Raw genomic sequence first — 15,485 nt, 5'->3', positions numbered from 1 at the left:
GGGCAACATCCAATAGTAGGATGTTGCCCATTTTTTTGCTAATCCTGTGCGGCCTCATCATACTCAGCCAGTATTCCTTCAATCAATGTCCAGGCCTTTTCAAAACCCTCACCCGTTTCTTTTGAGAACATGATCAAGGACTCATCGCTCGGAAGATTCAACGCTTTCTTGATGCGATAAAAATGTTGATTCCATTTTCCGCGCGGTATTTTATCGCATTTGGTCGCGATGACGGAATAAGGAAGATTGTAGTACTCGATAAAATCCTTCATCTGAATATCGTCTTCGGTTGGTTCGTGACGAAAATCGACAACCAAAAAGACATGACGCAATGTGTCCCGTTGTGTAAAGTACGTCTCCAGCATCTGGCCCCATTTCGCCCGTTCCGTCTTCGAAACTTTCGCGTAACCATAACCTGGAACATCCACAAAATAAAATGAATTATTAATCAAATAGAAGTTCAAAGTCTGGGTCTTTCCCGGTTTGCTGGATGTCCGCGCTAACGCTTTGCGATTGATCAACTTGTTGATGAACGAAGACTTGCCCACGTTGGACCGTCCCGCCAAAGCAATTTCAGCAAAACCGGTGTCTGGGTATTGTTTCGGATCGACCGCACTCATTACGATTTCTGCTTCTTTTACATGCATTTGTTTTCACTCCTTCTCAAAGCCGTCTGCAATAAAACCGACGCTTAAAACTGTTCTTGCAATCGACTGCCATGACTAGGCGAAAAAATCCGGAAATCAGATTGAAAATTGTCTGATTCGCCGGACTTCAAACGCAAGCTCATGTTTAGTTGATCTGTTTGCCGTCTTCATCGAACAGCAACGGCGCACCGATGCCATTGACGGTGTTGTCCGTTATGACGCATTTCACGATTTCATCTCTGCTTGGGATATCAAACATGATGTCCAGCATGATGTTTTCGATGATGGAGCGCAATCCTCGGGCACCTGTATTTCTTTCGAGTGCTTTTTTGGCGATTGACCGTAACGCGTTATCTTCGAACACCAATTCGACACCATCCAACTCAAGCAATTTCTTGTATTGTTTAACCAGAGCGTTCTTTGGTTGTGTCAGAATATGAACTAAATCATCTTCCGTCAACTTTTCCAATGCAGCCATAATCGGTAAACGGCCGATGAATTCCGGAATCAATCCGAATTTCAACAGATCTTCCGGTATGATCTGCTGCATAATGCTCTTGTCTTCCAAATGTTTGGCTTGAGGAGAGCCGAAACCGATGACTTTTTCGCCAAGACGCTCTTTCACGATTGTTTCGATGCCATCGAAGGCACCCCCGACAATGAAAAGGATGTTCGTCGTGTCGATTTGGATGAACTCTTGTTGTGGATGTTTTCTGCCGCCTTGCGGTGGAACGTTCGCAACAGTGCCTTCCAAAATTTTAAGCAACGCCTGTTGAACCCCTTCACCACTCACATCTCTCGTGATCGACACATTTTCACCTTTGCGGGCGATTTTATCAATCTCGTCGATGTAGATGATTCCCCGTTCAGCACGCTCGACATCAAAATCAGCAGCCTGAAGCAGCTTCAACAGGATATTCTCGACATCCTCACCAACATAGCCGGCCTCCGTCAAACTTGTCGCATCTGCAATCGCAAATGGGACATCCAGGATGCGCGCCAATGTTTGGCCAAGGAATGTTTTGCCCGAACCTGTCGGACCTATCAAACAAATATTACTTTTTTGCAACTCTACATTATCATCTTCAGACATCATGCTCATTTGGCCGATGCGTTTGTAGTGATTATAGACCGCTACAGATAGCGTCCGTTTGGCTTTTTCTTGGCCAATCACATATTCGCCCAAAATCTTTTGGATTTCCTGCGGTTTTGGTACCTCGGTGAATACCGCTTCGCTTGGTGCATAGATTTCTTCTTCGATGATCTCTTTGCACAGATCTACACACTCATTACAAATATATACATCCGGCCCCGCAATGATCTTTTTCACTTGGTCCTGAGATTTCCCGCAGAATGAACAATGTATTGTCCCGACACTTTCATCATGGAACACAATCATTCTCCTCCCTAAATACTTACTTTCCGATCCAGCAGAACATACCGGAATCCGCCATTTTCAGTAGCGCTGCAATCCGGTTGACCGCTTTCGAACGGTTTACATCTTAACACAGAAAGGGAAAATTGAAAAAGAATATGATTCGTTTACCTGGTGGGGGTTACAGCCCGAATATATCCCTGAATATAAACAGATGGGACACTGACTATGGAAGACAATGTCCCGATCTCTTTATTCTGTTTCAACTTTTCTTATTCTTCGATTGCTGAATCAGTGATGATGCTCATCGCTTTCTTCATTTGGATATCGTTAGTCAACATATCAGGGCTGACCAATCCGCGGACACGGTCTGCATCCATGTTGTATTGTTTCGCCAACTCTTCGATTTCTGCAGCGATTTCTTCTTCAGAAACGACGATGTTTTCGTCTTTGATGATTTGTTCCAACACTAGAGATGTTTTCGTGCGTACATCTGCATCAGCTTCCATTTGGACGTGCAAGTCGTGTTCTGTAGTACCTGTGATTTGGTAGTACAATTCAGGAGAGATCCCTTGACGTTGCATGTCATTCAGGAAAAGATCCATTTGACGATGTACTTCATCGTGAACCATTACGTGCGGCAATTCAACGATTTCAGCATTGTCCACTGCTTGTCTCAAAGCTAAATCCTGAACAGCTTCGTCAGCTGCAGCATTTTTGCTTTCTTCCAATCCCTTGCGGATTTTTGCTTTCAATTCGTCCAATGACTCTACTTCTTCGTCGACATCTTTTGCGAATTCGTCATCCAAAGCCGGTAATTGTTTTGTTTTGATTTCGTGTACAACTACTTTGAAAGTAGCCTCTTTTCCTTTAAGATCTTCAGCTTGATAGTCTTCAGGGAAAGTCACGACAACCTCTTTTTCTTCTCCAGCTTTTACGCCGACCAATTGCTCTTCAAAGCCTGGGATGAATTGCTTAGAACCCAACTCTAAAGAATGGTTTTGATCTTTTCCGCCTTCAAAAGCCACACCGTCAACGAATCCTTCGTAGTCGATCACAGCTGTGTCGCCAAGTACTGCGCCTTCTTCTTTAAGCACCAATTCTGCTTGACGTTCTTGTTTTTCTTTCAAGTTGTTTTCAACATCTTCGTCGGTAACGACGCGGTCTTGTTTTTCAACTTTAAGATTTTTGTATTCTCCAAGCTTCACTTCAGGTTTCACTGTAACTTCAGCAGCGATGACCCAAGGTTGGCCTTTTTCCATGCTCTTGATGTCAATTTTTGGTTGAGAAACAGGATCCAATCCAGCTTCTTCGATAGCTTGCGAATAAGCAGCCGGCAAAGCGCCGTTCAATGCGTCTTCGAATAAAGACTCTTCACCGTAAATATTGTTAAAAACGTGCCGAGGAACTTTACCTTTACGGAATCCAGGGACAGAAACGTTCTTTTTCACTTTGTTGAAGACTTTATCCATTTCTTGTTTGATGATTTCTTCTGAAATTTCAAATGTTAAGACACCATCGTTAGTGCCTGTTTTTTCCCAGTTTGCAGTCATTTACTTTCCTCCAAAAATATTGATTTTATTGCAATTAATTTGATATTGCACACTCTCCAATACTACACTAGAAAAGTGATGTTGTAAACATAAAGTGCTTAATTATTCCGTTTTCGTCCAAAAAAGACACCTGTTAGCAACGCTTCATCCCATGATTTTTAACGCTTTCTTAGATTTCTTTCATCGTGTGTTTTTGGTATAATCATTCAATGGGGGTGATTGCCAGTGGCCGTAAATTATCCGAACGGCAAAAAATTCCATGCCGAGTCGCGGTTACCGAAAACTGCAAAGAAAAAAGAATTCATATACAGCAACCGGGGTATGACGCTTGAAGAAGAAATCAACAGCAGCAATGAGTATTACCTTTCATCAGGAAAAGCTGTCATCCATAAAAAACCAACGCCTATCCAAGTCGTAAAAGTGGATTACCCCAAAAGAAGTGCCGCCGTCATCAAAGAAGCCTACTATCGTCAGTCTTCCACTACTGACTATAACGGTGTTTACAAAGGGCTGTATCTGGACTTTGAGGCTAAAGAAACAAAAAGCAAGACAGCCATGCCCTTGAGCAACTTCCACGAGCATCAAATCGTTCACATGAAAAGGTGTATCCAACAGCAAGGAATCACGTTCGTACTGATCCGATTTTCTGTCTTCAACCGTGTCTTCTTACTGAACAGTTCCTATTTGATTGACTTTTGGGAGAATACATTGAATAATGGCCGTAAATCGATCCCATTGGTTTTTATTGAGGAAAACGGGATAGAAGTGGCATACGGGTTCAATCCCCGATTGGATTATCTGGATGCAGTGGACAAAATGCTTGAACGCACTATCAAATAACTTAAGAGGTGAACCACATGCCGAATGAAGGCAATCATACACGATCACGCGCAAACAATAAACAGAAAAACGGAAAAACAAAAAGCCCACGCAAAAGTACTGTGAAAGCAACAAAGAAAGCGAAGAAAAACGGGATGCCGCTCTGGAAGAAAATTTTCTTCGGTATTTTTGCCATTGGTATCATCGGACTCGCTTCGGGAGTTGGCCTGTTCTTCTACTATGTCTCTTCCGCCCCCGAACTGACCGAGGAGGAATTGGCCGGACCAGCAGCATCAGTTATCCTGGGTCCCGACGGCGAGGAAATCAAGACAATCGGCGGCAGCGAACAGACCCGCACGGTCGTGACAGCAGAGGAGATTCCGCAAGTTTTGAAGGATGCCATCGTATCGATAGAAGATCAACGCTTCTACGATCATAAGGGAGTCGATCCGATCCGAATCCTCGGTGCGCTGTTCGCGAATCTTCAGGAGGGTGGTATTTCGCAAGGCGGAAGCACCATCACCCAACAATTGATTAAATTATCCTTCTTTTCAACCAGTTCCGAAGACCAGACGCTGGAGCGAAAGGCTCAGGAAGCATGGATGTCCATGCAGCTGGAACGGGAATATACGAAAGACGAAATTTTGGCATTCTACATAAACAAAGTCTATATGTCAAACAACGTATATGGCATGGGCACGGCCGCTGAATACTTTTTCGGCAAATCCATCACAGATGTGACGCTTGCTGAAGCAGCCACTTTGGCGGGCATGCCGCAAGCTCCTTCACTGTATGACCCAATCAACAATTCAGTGGACACGCAAGCCAGACGCGACCTTGTTCTGGACATGATGGTCGAGAACGAAAAAATCACCGCCGAAGAAAGCGCCGAAGCGAAGACAGTCCAAATTGAGGCCAGCATACTCGATCACTCCGGTGACGTCAATACATCACTGGTGATCGATCCATATATCCAGCTCGTCATCGATGAAGTCAAGGAGAAAACCGGACTGGATGTTTACGAAGGCGGACTGACAATCACAACCAACATCGATATGGATGCACAGCAACGTTTGTACGATATCGTGAACACCTACGATTACATCGAATTCCCGGATGATCTGCTGCAGACCGGCGTTTCAATGGTAGATGTCAACACCGGAGCCATCCAGGCAGTCATCGGCGGCCGTAATCAAAATGTACAGCTTGGGCTCAATCGCGCCTCCACCCTCGAACGCAGCATCGGTTCGACGATGAAACCATTGGCTGTCTACGGACCGGCCATCGAATACCTGGATTACTCGACCGGCACATTGGTCGTTGATGAAGCATACAGTTACTCGGACGGCAGTGAAATCAACAACTACGACAACAAGTACAAAGGTGATCAGACTGTCCGCGAAGCATTGGTTGATTCGCGCAACATCCCAGCACTGAAGACTTTCCAGGAAGTTGGTGCGGATAACGCCTTTTCTTTTCTGCAGAAATTAGGCATTACGATCACGAACGATGGCCAAGAGTATTTGGTCGAATCCAATGCCATCGGTGGTGAAGCGACACCGATTGAGCTTTCCGCGGCTTATGCAGCCTTCGCCAACGGAGGCACATACTACGAGCCTTATACGGTCCAATCCGTAACGACTGCGGAAGGAGAAGAATTCACCTTCGAACCGAACGGAACGGAGGCGATGAAAGAATCCACAGCCTACATGATCACCGATATGCTGAAGGATGTCATCACTGAAGGGACAGCAAAGAACGCTCAGATATCCGGTTTGCCTCAGGCCGGCAAAACCGGGACAACCAACTACACAGATGAGGAATTGGCTACAGTCGGCGGGACAAACGTGCCTTATGCCGCTCCTGATGCTTGGTTTGCCGGCTATTCTAAAAGCTACTCCATTTCGGTTTGGGTCGGTTATGACAATTCCAAGGAATACGGAAACTTTTTGGATTACGAGACACAAAGTCTGACGCGTGATATTTATCGTGAGTTGATGTCCTATGTATCCGAGGATACCGATTATGCCGATTGGACGCTGCCCGCATCAGTCAGTCAAGTCTCAATCGAAAAATACACGGATCCGCTCATGAAGCCCGGTCCAAATACGCCGAGCAACCTGATTGCCACAGAGCTTTTCGTCAAAGGAACAGAACCTACTTCCATTTCCAAGAAATATGGCGTGACATTGTTGGCACCTTCCGGCTTGAAAGCCAGCTACAATGCAGATAAAGACGAACTGACTATAGAATGGGATAAATATTCAGCCAGCGGCATCGATTCCAATGCACAAGCACAATATACAGTGACGGCAGGCGGTGCTTCCGAAGCGACAACAGATACCAAAGTCGTCATTGCTAATCCTGATAAAGGCACAATTGCGATTTCCCTGATTGTTAAAGTCGGCTCAAGCACCTCACCGGCTTCTTCCATCCAGTTGACCATCGCCGATCCGGCGCAAGAATCATCCGAAGAGGATGACGAAGATAAAGACAAGGCATCAAGCGATTCCTCATCATCTTCATCTTCATCTTCATCATCCAGCTCTTCAGCGGAAAACGATCAAGCATCCTCCGATGCACAAGATGACGAAGAAACAAACCAGAATCCATAAGAAAAGCTGAACGGGTTCGTTCAGCCCTGAAAGAAATTTAGGAAATCTGTCCGACTGAGCATCGAAGAGCGCAATAGGACAGATTTATCTAATTTCCGAAGGGCTAACCCGTGAAGCTGGACATTATTTTAGATTCATGAAACATTTTGCAAACTTGTGAAACACCTACGGTGATGCACTTTTCACTCTGGAATTTTTTATTAATTCCTATTTATTTAAAAAAAATAGCCAACTCCCGATTTAAAGGAGCTGGCTTTTTTTGTTCCGGATGCCGCAAACTGCACTTTTACGCTTCATTTCATACCCAAACGCTTCTGCCCTTCTTTGCACATAGAAAGCAATGGGCAAACTTCACACTTAGGATTTCGGGCTGTGCAATGGTACCTGCCGAAGAAAATCATCTGGTGATGTGCATCAGACCAGCGCTCCTTCGGAATTTTTTTCATCAGCAATTCTTCCACTTCCAGAACCGATGCTTTCTGGGGAGCGATGCGCAGACGTTTCGATATCCGCTCCACGTGCGTATCCACTGCAATTGCCGGGATATGGAAACCGACACTCATGACCACGTTTGCCGTTTTGCGCCCTACTCCGGGCAACTTGGTCAGTTCTTCAAGTGTTTGGGGCACCTCGCCGCCGAAGTCCTCCAGCAGCATCTTGCAGCATTTTTGGATATTGGCGCCTTTGGTCCGGTATAAGCCGATAGTCTTGATCTCTTGCATGATCGAATCGAGCGGGGCCGCAACGAAAGCCTCGGGCGTGGGGAAGCGGTCAAACAGGCTTGGCGTAACTTTGTTGACGGAAACATCTGTTGCCTGGGCGCTGAGGAGTGTCGCAATCAAGAGCTGAAACACGTTCCGGTGCAGCAATTCACATTGCGCATTCGGGAACAGCGCCGCCATTTCATCCAGCGCTTCTACCGTCTTTCTTTTTGATAACATATTTCACCCCATCTATGCGTCCGCGTCATTTTCCAGCCAATTGTACAACGGCACTTCCATAGGCGCATCCGTTCTTGCTTTTTCATCAAACTTATCCTGATTGCTTTGGGGGCGCGTCGATTGCTGTTGGACCAAATCTTTTACGCTTTTGATGTTTTTCTTCTCCCAAGCCAATAGAATGCGGTCGATGTATTTCAGGCTGTAAACGCGATTCAATACCGCTTCTTTTAGAGCTGATTCGATCAATTCGAGCGGATAGTGGTCCATATCGATCCAGGTCGCAATGGTCTGCATCTCGATGGGCGATAAGTTCCGCCCGAATTCCTGCTCGAACATGGTCATAATATTCTTCTCCTGCTGCTGAATAGGCTGTTTTTTCTCGGAACGTTCCATCAATTGAAATAGCCGTTGATAGATCGGATCCAAGGAATAGGAGTCCTCCACTTTGCCGGAGAGGTCATTTTTCGTCTCCATCAAAATCATTTGCTTCTGCATCAGATTATGCAGCAAGGAAAAGACCTCCTTTTCAGCAATACCCATATTTTCAGCAATCAGCGCCAGATTCGGAAACGGGATATTCTTATCGATGTAAGCTTTCAGCTGGAGCACAAAAATGAATTCCGTATCTGTAAGCCCGATCCTTTTGTAATTCTGCAGCAAAAAATTTGGAATCAGCGTGTGGCCAGATTCGATCCATTTGGTTAATTCGTTGTATGACATTATTTTGATTAACTCCTTCAGAGTAAAAGGAAGCGGAACAAATAGCTGCTATTTGCCCCACTCCCATTCTGTTTTGATTACATTCAGACTCGCGAAATCCCCTGTTATTATGGGTAGATTCTGTTCAGTAGACGAGGGAACGGAATCGACTCACGGATATGTTCGGTTCCGGAAATCCAGGTAACCATTCTCTCGAGTCCCAATCCGAATCCGGAATGCGGCACTGAACCGTATTTGCGCAGATCCAAATACCATGAATAGTCTTCCTTGCTCAGGCCGAACTTTTCGATCTGTTCGCTTAAGCGCTGATAGTCCACTTCACGTTCGCTGCCGCCGATTATTTCACCATATCCTTCCGGAGCGATCATATCCGCGCACAGAACGACTTCCGGACGATCCGGATGTTCTTTCATGTAAAAAGGCTTGATCGCTTTCGGGTAATTAAGGATGAATACCGGTCTTTCCGATTGGTTCGCGATAAAGGTTTCATGAGGCGAACCAAAATCATCACCCCAGACGATATCATCGAATCCATTTGCGTTCAATAAGGCCACGGCATCATCATAGCTGATGCGCTCGTACGGCAATTGCGTGTATTTTTTCAGCAATTCCTTGTCGCGCTCCAGCGTATCCAAGTAGATATCACAATTATCCAGCACCGATTGGACAAGATAAGCGACATACTTTTCTTGGACTTCCAGACTTTGGTCCTGATGCATGAAGGCCATTTCCGGCTCCATCATCCAGAATTCGATCAGATGGCGACGTGTCTTCGATTTCTCGGCCCGGAAAGTGGGCCCAAATGAAAATACTTTTCCGAAGGCCATCGCGGCTGCTTCCATATACAACTGCCCGCTCTGGGACAAGTAAGCTTCTTCATCAAAATACTTGGTGTGGAACAGCTCGGTCGTCCCTTCCGGCGCACTGCCGGTCAGAATCGGCGGATCCACCTTGATGAATCCTTCCTGATTAAAGAATTCATACGTTGCGCGGATGATTTCATTCCGGATTTTCATGATGGCGTGCTGTCTGGATGAACGCAGCCATAGATGACGATGGTCCATCAGGAAATCCGTTCCGTGCTCTTTGGGTGTGATCGGATAATCTTGGCTTTCTCCCAGCACTTCGATGCCAGTGACGAGCAATTCGTAGCCAAGCTTCGAACGGGTATCCTCCTGGATGATCCCTTTGACGATCAAAGAGGTTTCTTGCGTCAGCGATTTTGCGACTTCGAACAATTCTTCCCCGACATCGTTTTTCAAAACGATGCCTTGGAAATAATGGGTGCCGTCACGCAATTGCAGGAAAGCGATTTTCCCGCTGCTTCTTTTGTTGGTTACCCAAGCACCGATGGAAATCTCTTGCCCTACATATGCTTTCGCTTGGTCCATTGTGATAAGTGTCAATATGGTCTACTCCTTTTCCCAATAAAGGTTACTTTTTATGGGTTTCGATAAATTTTTTGATGCGATCTACTGCTTCTGCAAGTAGTTCTTCCCTGACAGTATAACTTATTCTGGCGTAATCAGGGTATCCAAAACCATCACCTGAAACCAACGCGACATTTGCTTCCTCGATCAGAGCCAATGTAAAGTCTTTGACTTCTTTAAACCCACACATTTCGGCGGCTTCCTTCACGTTCGGGAACAGGTAAAAAGCTCCTTGAGGTTTGGTTACCTTAAAACCAGGGATACTCGCTACGAGCGGATAGAAGAAGTTCAGGCGTGCTTCGAACGCTGCGCGCATTTCCTCTACAAAGTCTTGCGGTCCGGTTAATGCAGCCAATGCGCCATACTGGCTAGGTCCGGCAGGATTGCTTGTCGAATGACTGGATAGCTCAATCATTTTACTGATGATTTCCGTATTGCCGATTGCATATCCGATTCTCCAGCCCGTCATGGCGTAGGTTTTGGATACACCGTTGATGATGATGGTCTGGTTCTTGATTTCTTCTGAAAGTGAAGCGATTGAGATGGCTTCATTTCCGTTATAGGTCAGTCGGTAGTAAATTTCATCGGCGATGATCAAGACGTCGTGTTCAACCGCCCACTCGCCGATCGCCTTCAATTCTTCAGGCGTATAGATCATACCGGTCGGATTCGACGGTGAATTCAAAAGCAAAGCAACCGTTTTTTCGGTGCGATGTTTTTCCAGATCCCCCACAGTCAGTTTAAAGCTTTTTTCAGGTGCTGTTTCGACAAGAACGTTGACGCCGCCAGCCAGTTTGATCTGTTCAGTGTAACTCACCCAGTATGGCGCAGGAACGATGACTTCATCTCCGGGATTAAGAATGACTTGGAATAAAGCAAACAAAGCATTTTTGGCCCCTTCAGTCACGATGACCTGATTGACGGCGTAAGTGACTCCGTCATATTTCTGATGATAATCCACAATCGCTTGACGCAATGGCAGGATACCGGCAGTCGGGGTGTAGTGGTTTGCTTTGTTTGATTGGATTGCTTCTACTGCGGCGTTCAGAATGGAAGCGTGCGTATCGAAGTCCGGTTCTCCTACGGTCAAGTTAAGGATATCCTTTCCTTGCGCTTTCATGACGTTGACTTTAGCTGATGTCGCCAATGTAGGGGATTCGCTTATTTTTTTCATTCTTTCAGAAATTTTTACCATCTCAATCACTCCAATTTATATGTTTTCTATATCTTTGAGCCATTTACCAGAAATAGCGGATATCAGATAGTACCCAATCGTATCATTTGCATTTTTGTAGGTGACTTCCCAAACCGGTTCCTCGTTCTCTATCCCCAGTCTTGCCTCCAGAATCCGTTCAGGCTTCTTATCCGCCTGAGTGATTGATTTAGCTTCACTTTCGGTGACGACTTCCGCAGTGTTCAGGACAGTAGTTTCACCGCCGTCTTTCTTAATGATGACATATAATTCTTCATTGTTGCCATCGATACCAACCAGTGTAAAATACGTCTCTGATCCATTGTACCAATAAAAATCTTGGACTTTTTGGATGTTGGCGTTCTCCTCGGCAATGGCGGTTGCTTCTTTCTGCGCCTGCAGCATCGGTTGCTGGCTTCGGTAAAATATCGTGTAGGAACTGACGATCATCAGGAAAAGAATCACAATCGCCCCAACAATGATATTCTTCTTCACATCTTCCACTTCCTTATCTTTGTTTGAAACCTTATTGCAATCTCACCTAATTATTAATGATACCTTAAACTGCAAGCTGAGGGAATATCCCACCGCATTATTTTTTCAGAAATTCCTGAATTTCCGTCTTAATTTCATCATGATCGGCTACTTTGATCCCTACGCCCTCCGGTAGCATTAGTTGCATACGTTTGGAATAATTACTTTTGATCAACCTGTCGTCCAGGCAAATGACGACACCTCTGGCATTCCTGGAGCGCACGAGTCTGCCGATGCCCTGTTTCAGACGGATCATCGCCCGCGGCAGAAATTCTTCATAGAATGCCTTCTTTCCTTGATCCTGATGGTAGGCTTGAAACGCAACATTTTCAGGGCGATGCGGGGGATCGAACGGTAGTCTGGTGATCACCAGAATTTCGACTGCCTGATCTGAAAAATCTATGCCTTCCCAGTACGAAGCCGAGCCCAGCAAAATTGCCGCATCGGCTGACATGAATCGATTGTGCATCCTTCTTCGGCTACCGGAAAATCCTTGAGCCAGTATTTCCGTCCCCGGAAATTCAGCAGATACAACATTTTTTAGTTGGTTATGGACCTCCTCGAGCAAGCGGTTGGATGTAAACAGAACTAAAGCTTTACGCTGTTGCGGGAGTACGATTTCCTGCAACGTTAAAACAATCTGGCTGGCTGCTCGTTTATCATCCAAGCACGTAATGGCTGTAATGTCATCCGGAAGGAAAATCCGCAACCGCTCACTTAAGTTATAGGGTGAATCAAAATGCCCTTCCTGCAATTCAGCTTCACCGATTTTGTTCTTGAAATAATCAAGCGATTTATCCACTTTGAGTGTCGAACTTAAATATACCGTCCTTTTGAATCGGTCCTTGATTTTAGAATGGATTTCTCCGGAATAATCAATCTGGTTTGTTTCGATTTCCAGTGAAAGTAGATCCTTATCCCAAGCAAAGTGCAGCACATGATACGTACCTGCGCGCTCTTGAAAAAAATATTGCAGATTGACCTGTACCGCATCCAAGTATTCCAGCAGCGCCTTTGCGCTCGGCCACATGACCGGATCATTCCTCAAGCAGGACTTGTCCAGGCAACGCATCGCAGCAAGTCTGGCCTCCAGTATGTACCGGTGAATTTTCTTGTATATATTCTTCGTTCCGTTCTCAACTTGAAAATTCTCATCAAGATAAACTTCGCCTTTTTCTCCAACCTCGTGGATAAGCGAACGCATCAACACTTCTTCTGAATGGGCACATTCCTGATACAGTTGATCGATCGCGAATTCGAGATTGAACAAATCATAGTCCAAAGAATCGCCATTGGCATCCTTTTCTATCGCCTCTCGAAAGTCCCTCAGGAAGTAGCCGAATCGCTTCAAACGGCGTTTCAGAATGGACAAGGCTACCGTTTTTTTGTGCGCATCTTGGTAGACGCGCGGAAACTGATGCGCCTCATCGAGAATCAAGTCTATAGACTCAGTTTGGTCAAAAATAGCTAAATCATCGATGTGATGACTCAAAAAGGAATGGTTCGTGACGATCAGACTGGATTGTTCTGCTTTTTTGTTATTGAAGGAGAAGAAATCATCATTGGCCCATTTCCCTTTCAAAGGGGCCTCGTGGCTCTCAAATGTCAATTTTTCCCATAAAAAGTCAAAATTCTGTGCTTGGCTTAATTCGCTGATATCGCCGGATTCGGTCTCGGTCAACCAGACAAAGACACTCATCATGATCAACGATTCTCTTTTGGTGAGAGACCCTAAAGCCAAAGCAGCTAATTTCTCCAGATGGATGATATTCGTCTTCCCCTTCAATGAACTGACCTGCAATTCGAATGGCAGCATTTTGCGCAAACGGGTTATCTCGTTATCCATGATCTGTTCTTGCAAAAGCAACGTCGAGGTACTGATGAGCACTTTGTTTTTTGGTGTGGCCTGATAAGCTGCAGGCAGTAGATAGGCCAAGGTTTTTCCGATGCCAGGTGCAGCTTCGATCGCCAGATTTAGGGCTGTTTCAGAGTGGTGGAAGCTAAAAAGCGATCGCATCATCTCTAGCTGCTCCGCACGAATTTCCAGTCCTTGATTTTCCATCAACCCTACGGCCACTTTGGAGAAGTCAGTAACTTCTTTTTCTCTGTACGCAGTCTGTTCCGAGAGTATTTCCTTTTCCTTCAACGCCAAGCCATTTTTGACATAGATTTGCTGTGGGAGCGGAGAGCGTATCTCTTTGACGGTCTCATAACTTTCATGGAAAAAGGAATCGTTGTCCACCTGACAATGCGCTGACAAAAAATTTAATTTTTCCAGTGTGACCAACGGCAAGTTATTGGCCTTTTTTTTCAATTGCAAAAAGAGTTCCGCAGTAGCGTGAGCATCACTTGCGGCATCGTGGGCATTATCATGCGTCAGAACGAAGTAGTTCGATAAGTCTCCTAACCGATAGCTGGACAAGGTCGGATAAAGGATCTTCGTCAACTCTACTGTATCCATTGCGGGCAGTGAGAGCGGCGGCATACCGACTTCCCGAAGAGAACTGTCCAAAAAATGGTAATCAAAATGCACGTTATGCGCCACAAAGATGCAACCCTCCAACTTGTTGTAGATGAAGTCACATACATCTTCAAAATAAGGGGCTTCTTTTACATCCTTATTCTTGAGTCCAGTCAACTTCTCAATGATATCCGGTATTTTCCTGCCGGGATTGATGGTTATATTGATTTCTTGAATTATTTTGTCGGCCTGAAGCAAGGTGCATCCGAATTGAATGATCCGATCCCCTCGTTTGAAGCTGGATCCCGTTGTCTCAAGATCGACAATGGCATAGGTTTTCTTCATAAAAATAATCTCCTAAATAAACAGAAGCTTCTCCTGTTCCGGTATTTCTTTCTGCAAGACTTTCCCTGAAAATATCTCTTGATAAAAACTGGAGCCTTTCCGATCGAGTCGTGCATTGTATGCAACTTAACCCATTATATCCTATGTCGCGGGTAATGTTACCGCATAAACGACAATTATCGGATTTTTTTGATGACCTCCCAGGGCAGATTAGCTGTCAGATATCAAAAAAAGGACCCTTGCTTTGCCGGCAAGGACCCATTTTGTTGGATGCATTAAACGATGTCAGGATAAATGTCTTTCACATTTTTTTCCGGATCGATTACGATATATAATTTGTTTTCGGATGAAACGAATGAAGATTGGTATTCATTGTCGAATCCGTCAGTGTCCAATGCTTTGTAAGGAAAATAGATGCGGTCGACTTCAACGATAACATCTGATTTTGGGTGATCCTCATCTTGGTACAGGATATCCATTTTTTCGATGTCTTGATGGCTAGCAACGCGATCGAACATGCCTTGCTCAAGTCCGCCCAGATTGATGTCACTCGTGTTGACGTGATCTGCTTCTTGGTGGATTTCGATACGCAAAGATTCGCAAGGATGGATTTCTTGGAAATCACTGTTTCCGATTCGACCGTAGCTCGTTGTGACTTGCTTGATCCATAAATCTCCGATATATTCACGCTTGATTGTCCATGTTTCGCCGTTTCTGAAAATAAATCTCAAACCTGTCATTATTTTTTTCATCGAAATCACTCCTGATATATTTACTTTTTGAATATATAACTATTTTATCATATTTTTTATAAAGTAGGTACAAATACCTTTCTAATGGCGAAAAAAAAGTA

At 45.0% G+C, this 15,485-nt stretch carries 12 protein-coding genes; 2 read left to right on the top strand and 10 right to left on the bottom strand.

Features of this window, described 5'->3' with window-relative positions:
- Positions 1-38 precede the first annotated feature (38 nt).
- The 3 genes from yihA to tig all read right to left on the bottom strand — a co-directional run bounded on the left by yihA (position 39) and on the right by tig (position 3,575).
- Positions 39-647: a ribosome biogenesis GTP-binding protein YihA/YsxC gene (gene yihA / locus TES5_RS05300; protein WP_068560667.1), complete on the bottom strand. Its 609-nt coding sequence runs from the start codon at positions 645-647 to the stop codon at positions 39-41.
- A gap of 145 nt (positions 648-792) precedes the next feature.
- The gene (gene clpX, locus TES5_RS05295) at positions 793-2,046 is read right to left on the bottom strand and encodes an ATP-dependent Clp protease ATP-binding subunit ClpX (protein ID WP_068560665.1); all 1,254 of its coding nucleotides are present in this window, start codon (positions 2,044-2,046) and stop codon (positions 793-795) included.
- 248 nt (positions 2,047-2,294) lie between these two features.
- A complete protein-coding gene (gene tig, locus TES5_RS05290; RefSeq protein WP_068560663.1) occupies positions 2,295-3,575 on the bottom strand; it encodes a trigger factor in 1,281 nt (426 codons plus the stop codon).
- Between the two features lie 225 nt (positions 3,576-3,800).
- Here tig and recU point away from each other — a divergent pair, with 225 nt between their 5' ends.
- Together recU and TES5_RS05280 are read left to right on the top strand one after the other, a co-directional pair.
- Entirely contained in the window at positions 3,801-4,415 is a 615-nt protein-coding gene (recU, locus tag TES5_RS05285; RefSeq protein WP_068560661.1) for a Holliday junction resolvase RecU, read from the top strand.
- A gap of 17 nt (positions 4,416-4,432) precedes the next feature.
- A complete protein-coding gene (locus tag TES5_RS05280) occupies positions 4,433-7,009 on the top strand; it encodes a PBP1A family penicillin-binding protein (RefSeq protein ID WP_068560659.1) in 2,577 nt (858 codons plus the stop codon).
- A gap of 293 nt (positions 7,010-7,302) precedes the next feature.
- Here the strand turns inward: TES5_RS05280 and nth are convergent, their stop codons facing one another.
- The 7 genes from nth to TES5_RS05245 all read right to left on the bottom strand — a co-directional run bounded on the left by nth (position 7,303) and on the right by TES5_RS05245 (position 15,384).
- Positions 7,303-7,950, bottom strand: a complete 648-nt coding sequence (gene nth / locus TES5_RS05275) for an endonuclease III (RefSeq protein WP_068560656.1) — start codon at positions 7,948-7,950, stop codon at positions 7,303-7,305.
- A gap of 12 nt (positions 7,951-7,962) precedes the next feature.
- Positions 7,963-8,670 (bottom strand): DnaD domain protein, encoded by a 708-nt coding sequence (locus TES5_RS05270; RefSeq protein WP_068560654.1) that lies wholly within the window; start codon positions 8,668-8,670, stop codon positions 7,963-7,965.
- A gap of 107 nt (positions 8,671-8,777) precedes the next feature.
- Positions 8,778-10,061, bottom strand: a complete 1,284-nt coding sequence (gene asnS / locus TES5_RS05265) for an asparagine--tRNA ligase (RefSeq protein ID WP_068560846.1) — start codon at positions 10,059-10,061, stop codon at positions 8,778-8,780.
- Positions 10,062-10,104: 43 nt separating this feature from the next.
- Positions 10,105-11,295, bottom strand: a complete 1,191-nt coding sequence (locus tag TES5_RS05260) for a pyridoxal phosphate-dependent aminotransferase (protein ID WP_068560652.1) — start codon at positions 11,293-11,295, stop codon at positions 10,105-10,107.
- A gap of 15 nt (positions 11,296-11,310) precedes the next feature.
- Positions 11,311-11,787, bottom strand: coding sequence for a cell wall elongation regulator TseB-like domain-containing protein (locus tag TES5_RS05255; protein WP_068560650.1), 477 nt, complete (start codon positions 11,785-11,787; stop codon positions 11,311-11,313).
- A 97-nt stretch (positions 11,788-11,884) separates the two neighbouring features.
- Positions 11,885-14,632: a helicase C-terminal domain-containing protein gene (locus tag TES5_RS05250; protein ID WP_068560649.1), complete on the bottom strand. Its 2,748-nt coding sequence runs from the start codon at positions 14,630-14,632 to the stop codon at positions 11,885-11,887.
- 275 nt (positions 14,633-14,907) lie between these two features.
- A complete protein-coding gene (locus TES5_RS05245) occupies positions 14,908-15,384 on the bottom strand; it encodes a hypothetical protein (protein ID WP_068560647.1) in 477 nt (158 codons plus the stop codon).
- Between the last annotated feature and the right edge of the window lie 101 nt (positions 15,385-15,485).

The sequence above is a fragment of the Trichococcus sp. ES5 genome, from assembly GCF_900067165.1.
Classification (GTDB): Bacteria; Bacillota; Bacilli; order Lactobacillales; family Aerococcaceae; genus Trichococcus; species Trichococcus flocculiformis.
The sequence above is the reverse complement of the archived record's forward strand: the minus strand, read 5'-3'. Positions and strand labels throughout refer to the sequence as shown.

What these genes read in the sequence shown, in the direction of transcription:
- yihA (WP_068560667.1), bottom strand. Translation starts at nt 647, where the DNA reads ATGCATGTAAAAGAAGCAGAAATCGTAATGAGTGCGGTCGATCCGAAA.
- clpX (WP_068560665.1), bottom strand. Translation starts at nt 2,046, where the DNA reads ATGATTGTGTTCCATGATGAAAGTGTCGGGACAATACATTGTTCATTC.
- tig (WP_068560663.1), bottom strand. Translation starts at nt 3,575, where the DNA reads ATGACTGCAAACTGGGAAAAAACAGGCACTAACGATGGTGTCTTAACA.
- TES5_RS05280 (WP_068560659.1), top strand. Translation starts at nt 4,433, where the DNA reads ATGCCGAATGAAGGCAATCATACACGATCACGCGCAAACAATAAACAG.
- nth (WP_068560656.1), bottom strand. Translation starts at nt 7,950, where the DNA reads ATGTTATCAAAAAGAAAGACGGTAGAAGCGCTGGATGAAATGGCGGCG.
- TES5_RS05270 (WP_068560654.1), bottom strand. Translation starts at nt 8,670, where the DNA reads ATGTCATACAACGAATTAACCAAATGGATCGAATCTGGCCACACGCTG.
- asnS (WP_068560846.1), bottom strand. Translation starts at nt 10,061, where the DNA reads ATGGACCAAGCGAAAGCATATGTAGGGCAAGAGATTTCCATCGGTGCT.
- TES5_RS05260 (WP_068560652.1), bottom strand. Translation starts at nt 11,295, where the DNA reads ATGGTAAAAATTTCTGAAAGAATGAAAAAAATAAGCGAATCCCCTACA.
- TES5_RS05250 (WP_068560649.1), bottom strand. Translation starts at nt 14,632, where the DNA reads ATGAAGAAAACCTATGCCATTGTCGATCTTGAGACAACGGGATCCAGC.
- TES5_RS05245 (WP_068560647.1), bottom strand. Translation starts at nt 15,384, where the DNA reads ATGAAAAAAATAATGACAGGTTTGAGATTTATTTTCAGAAACGGCGAA.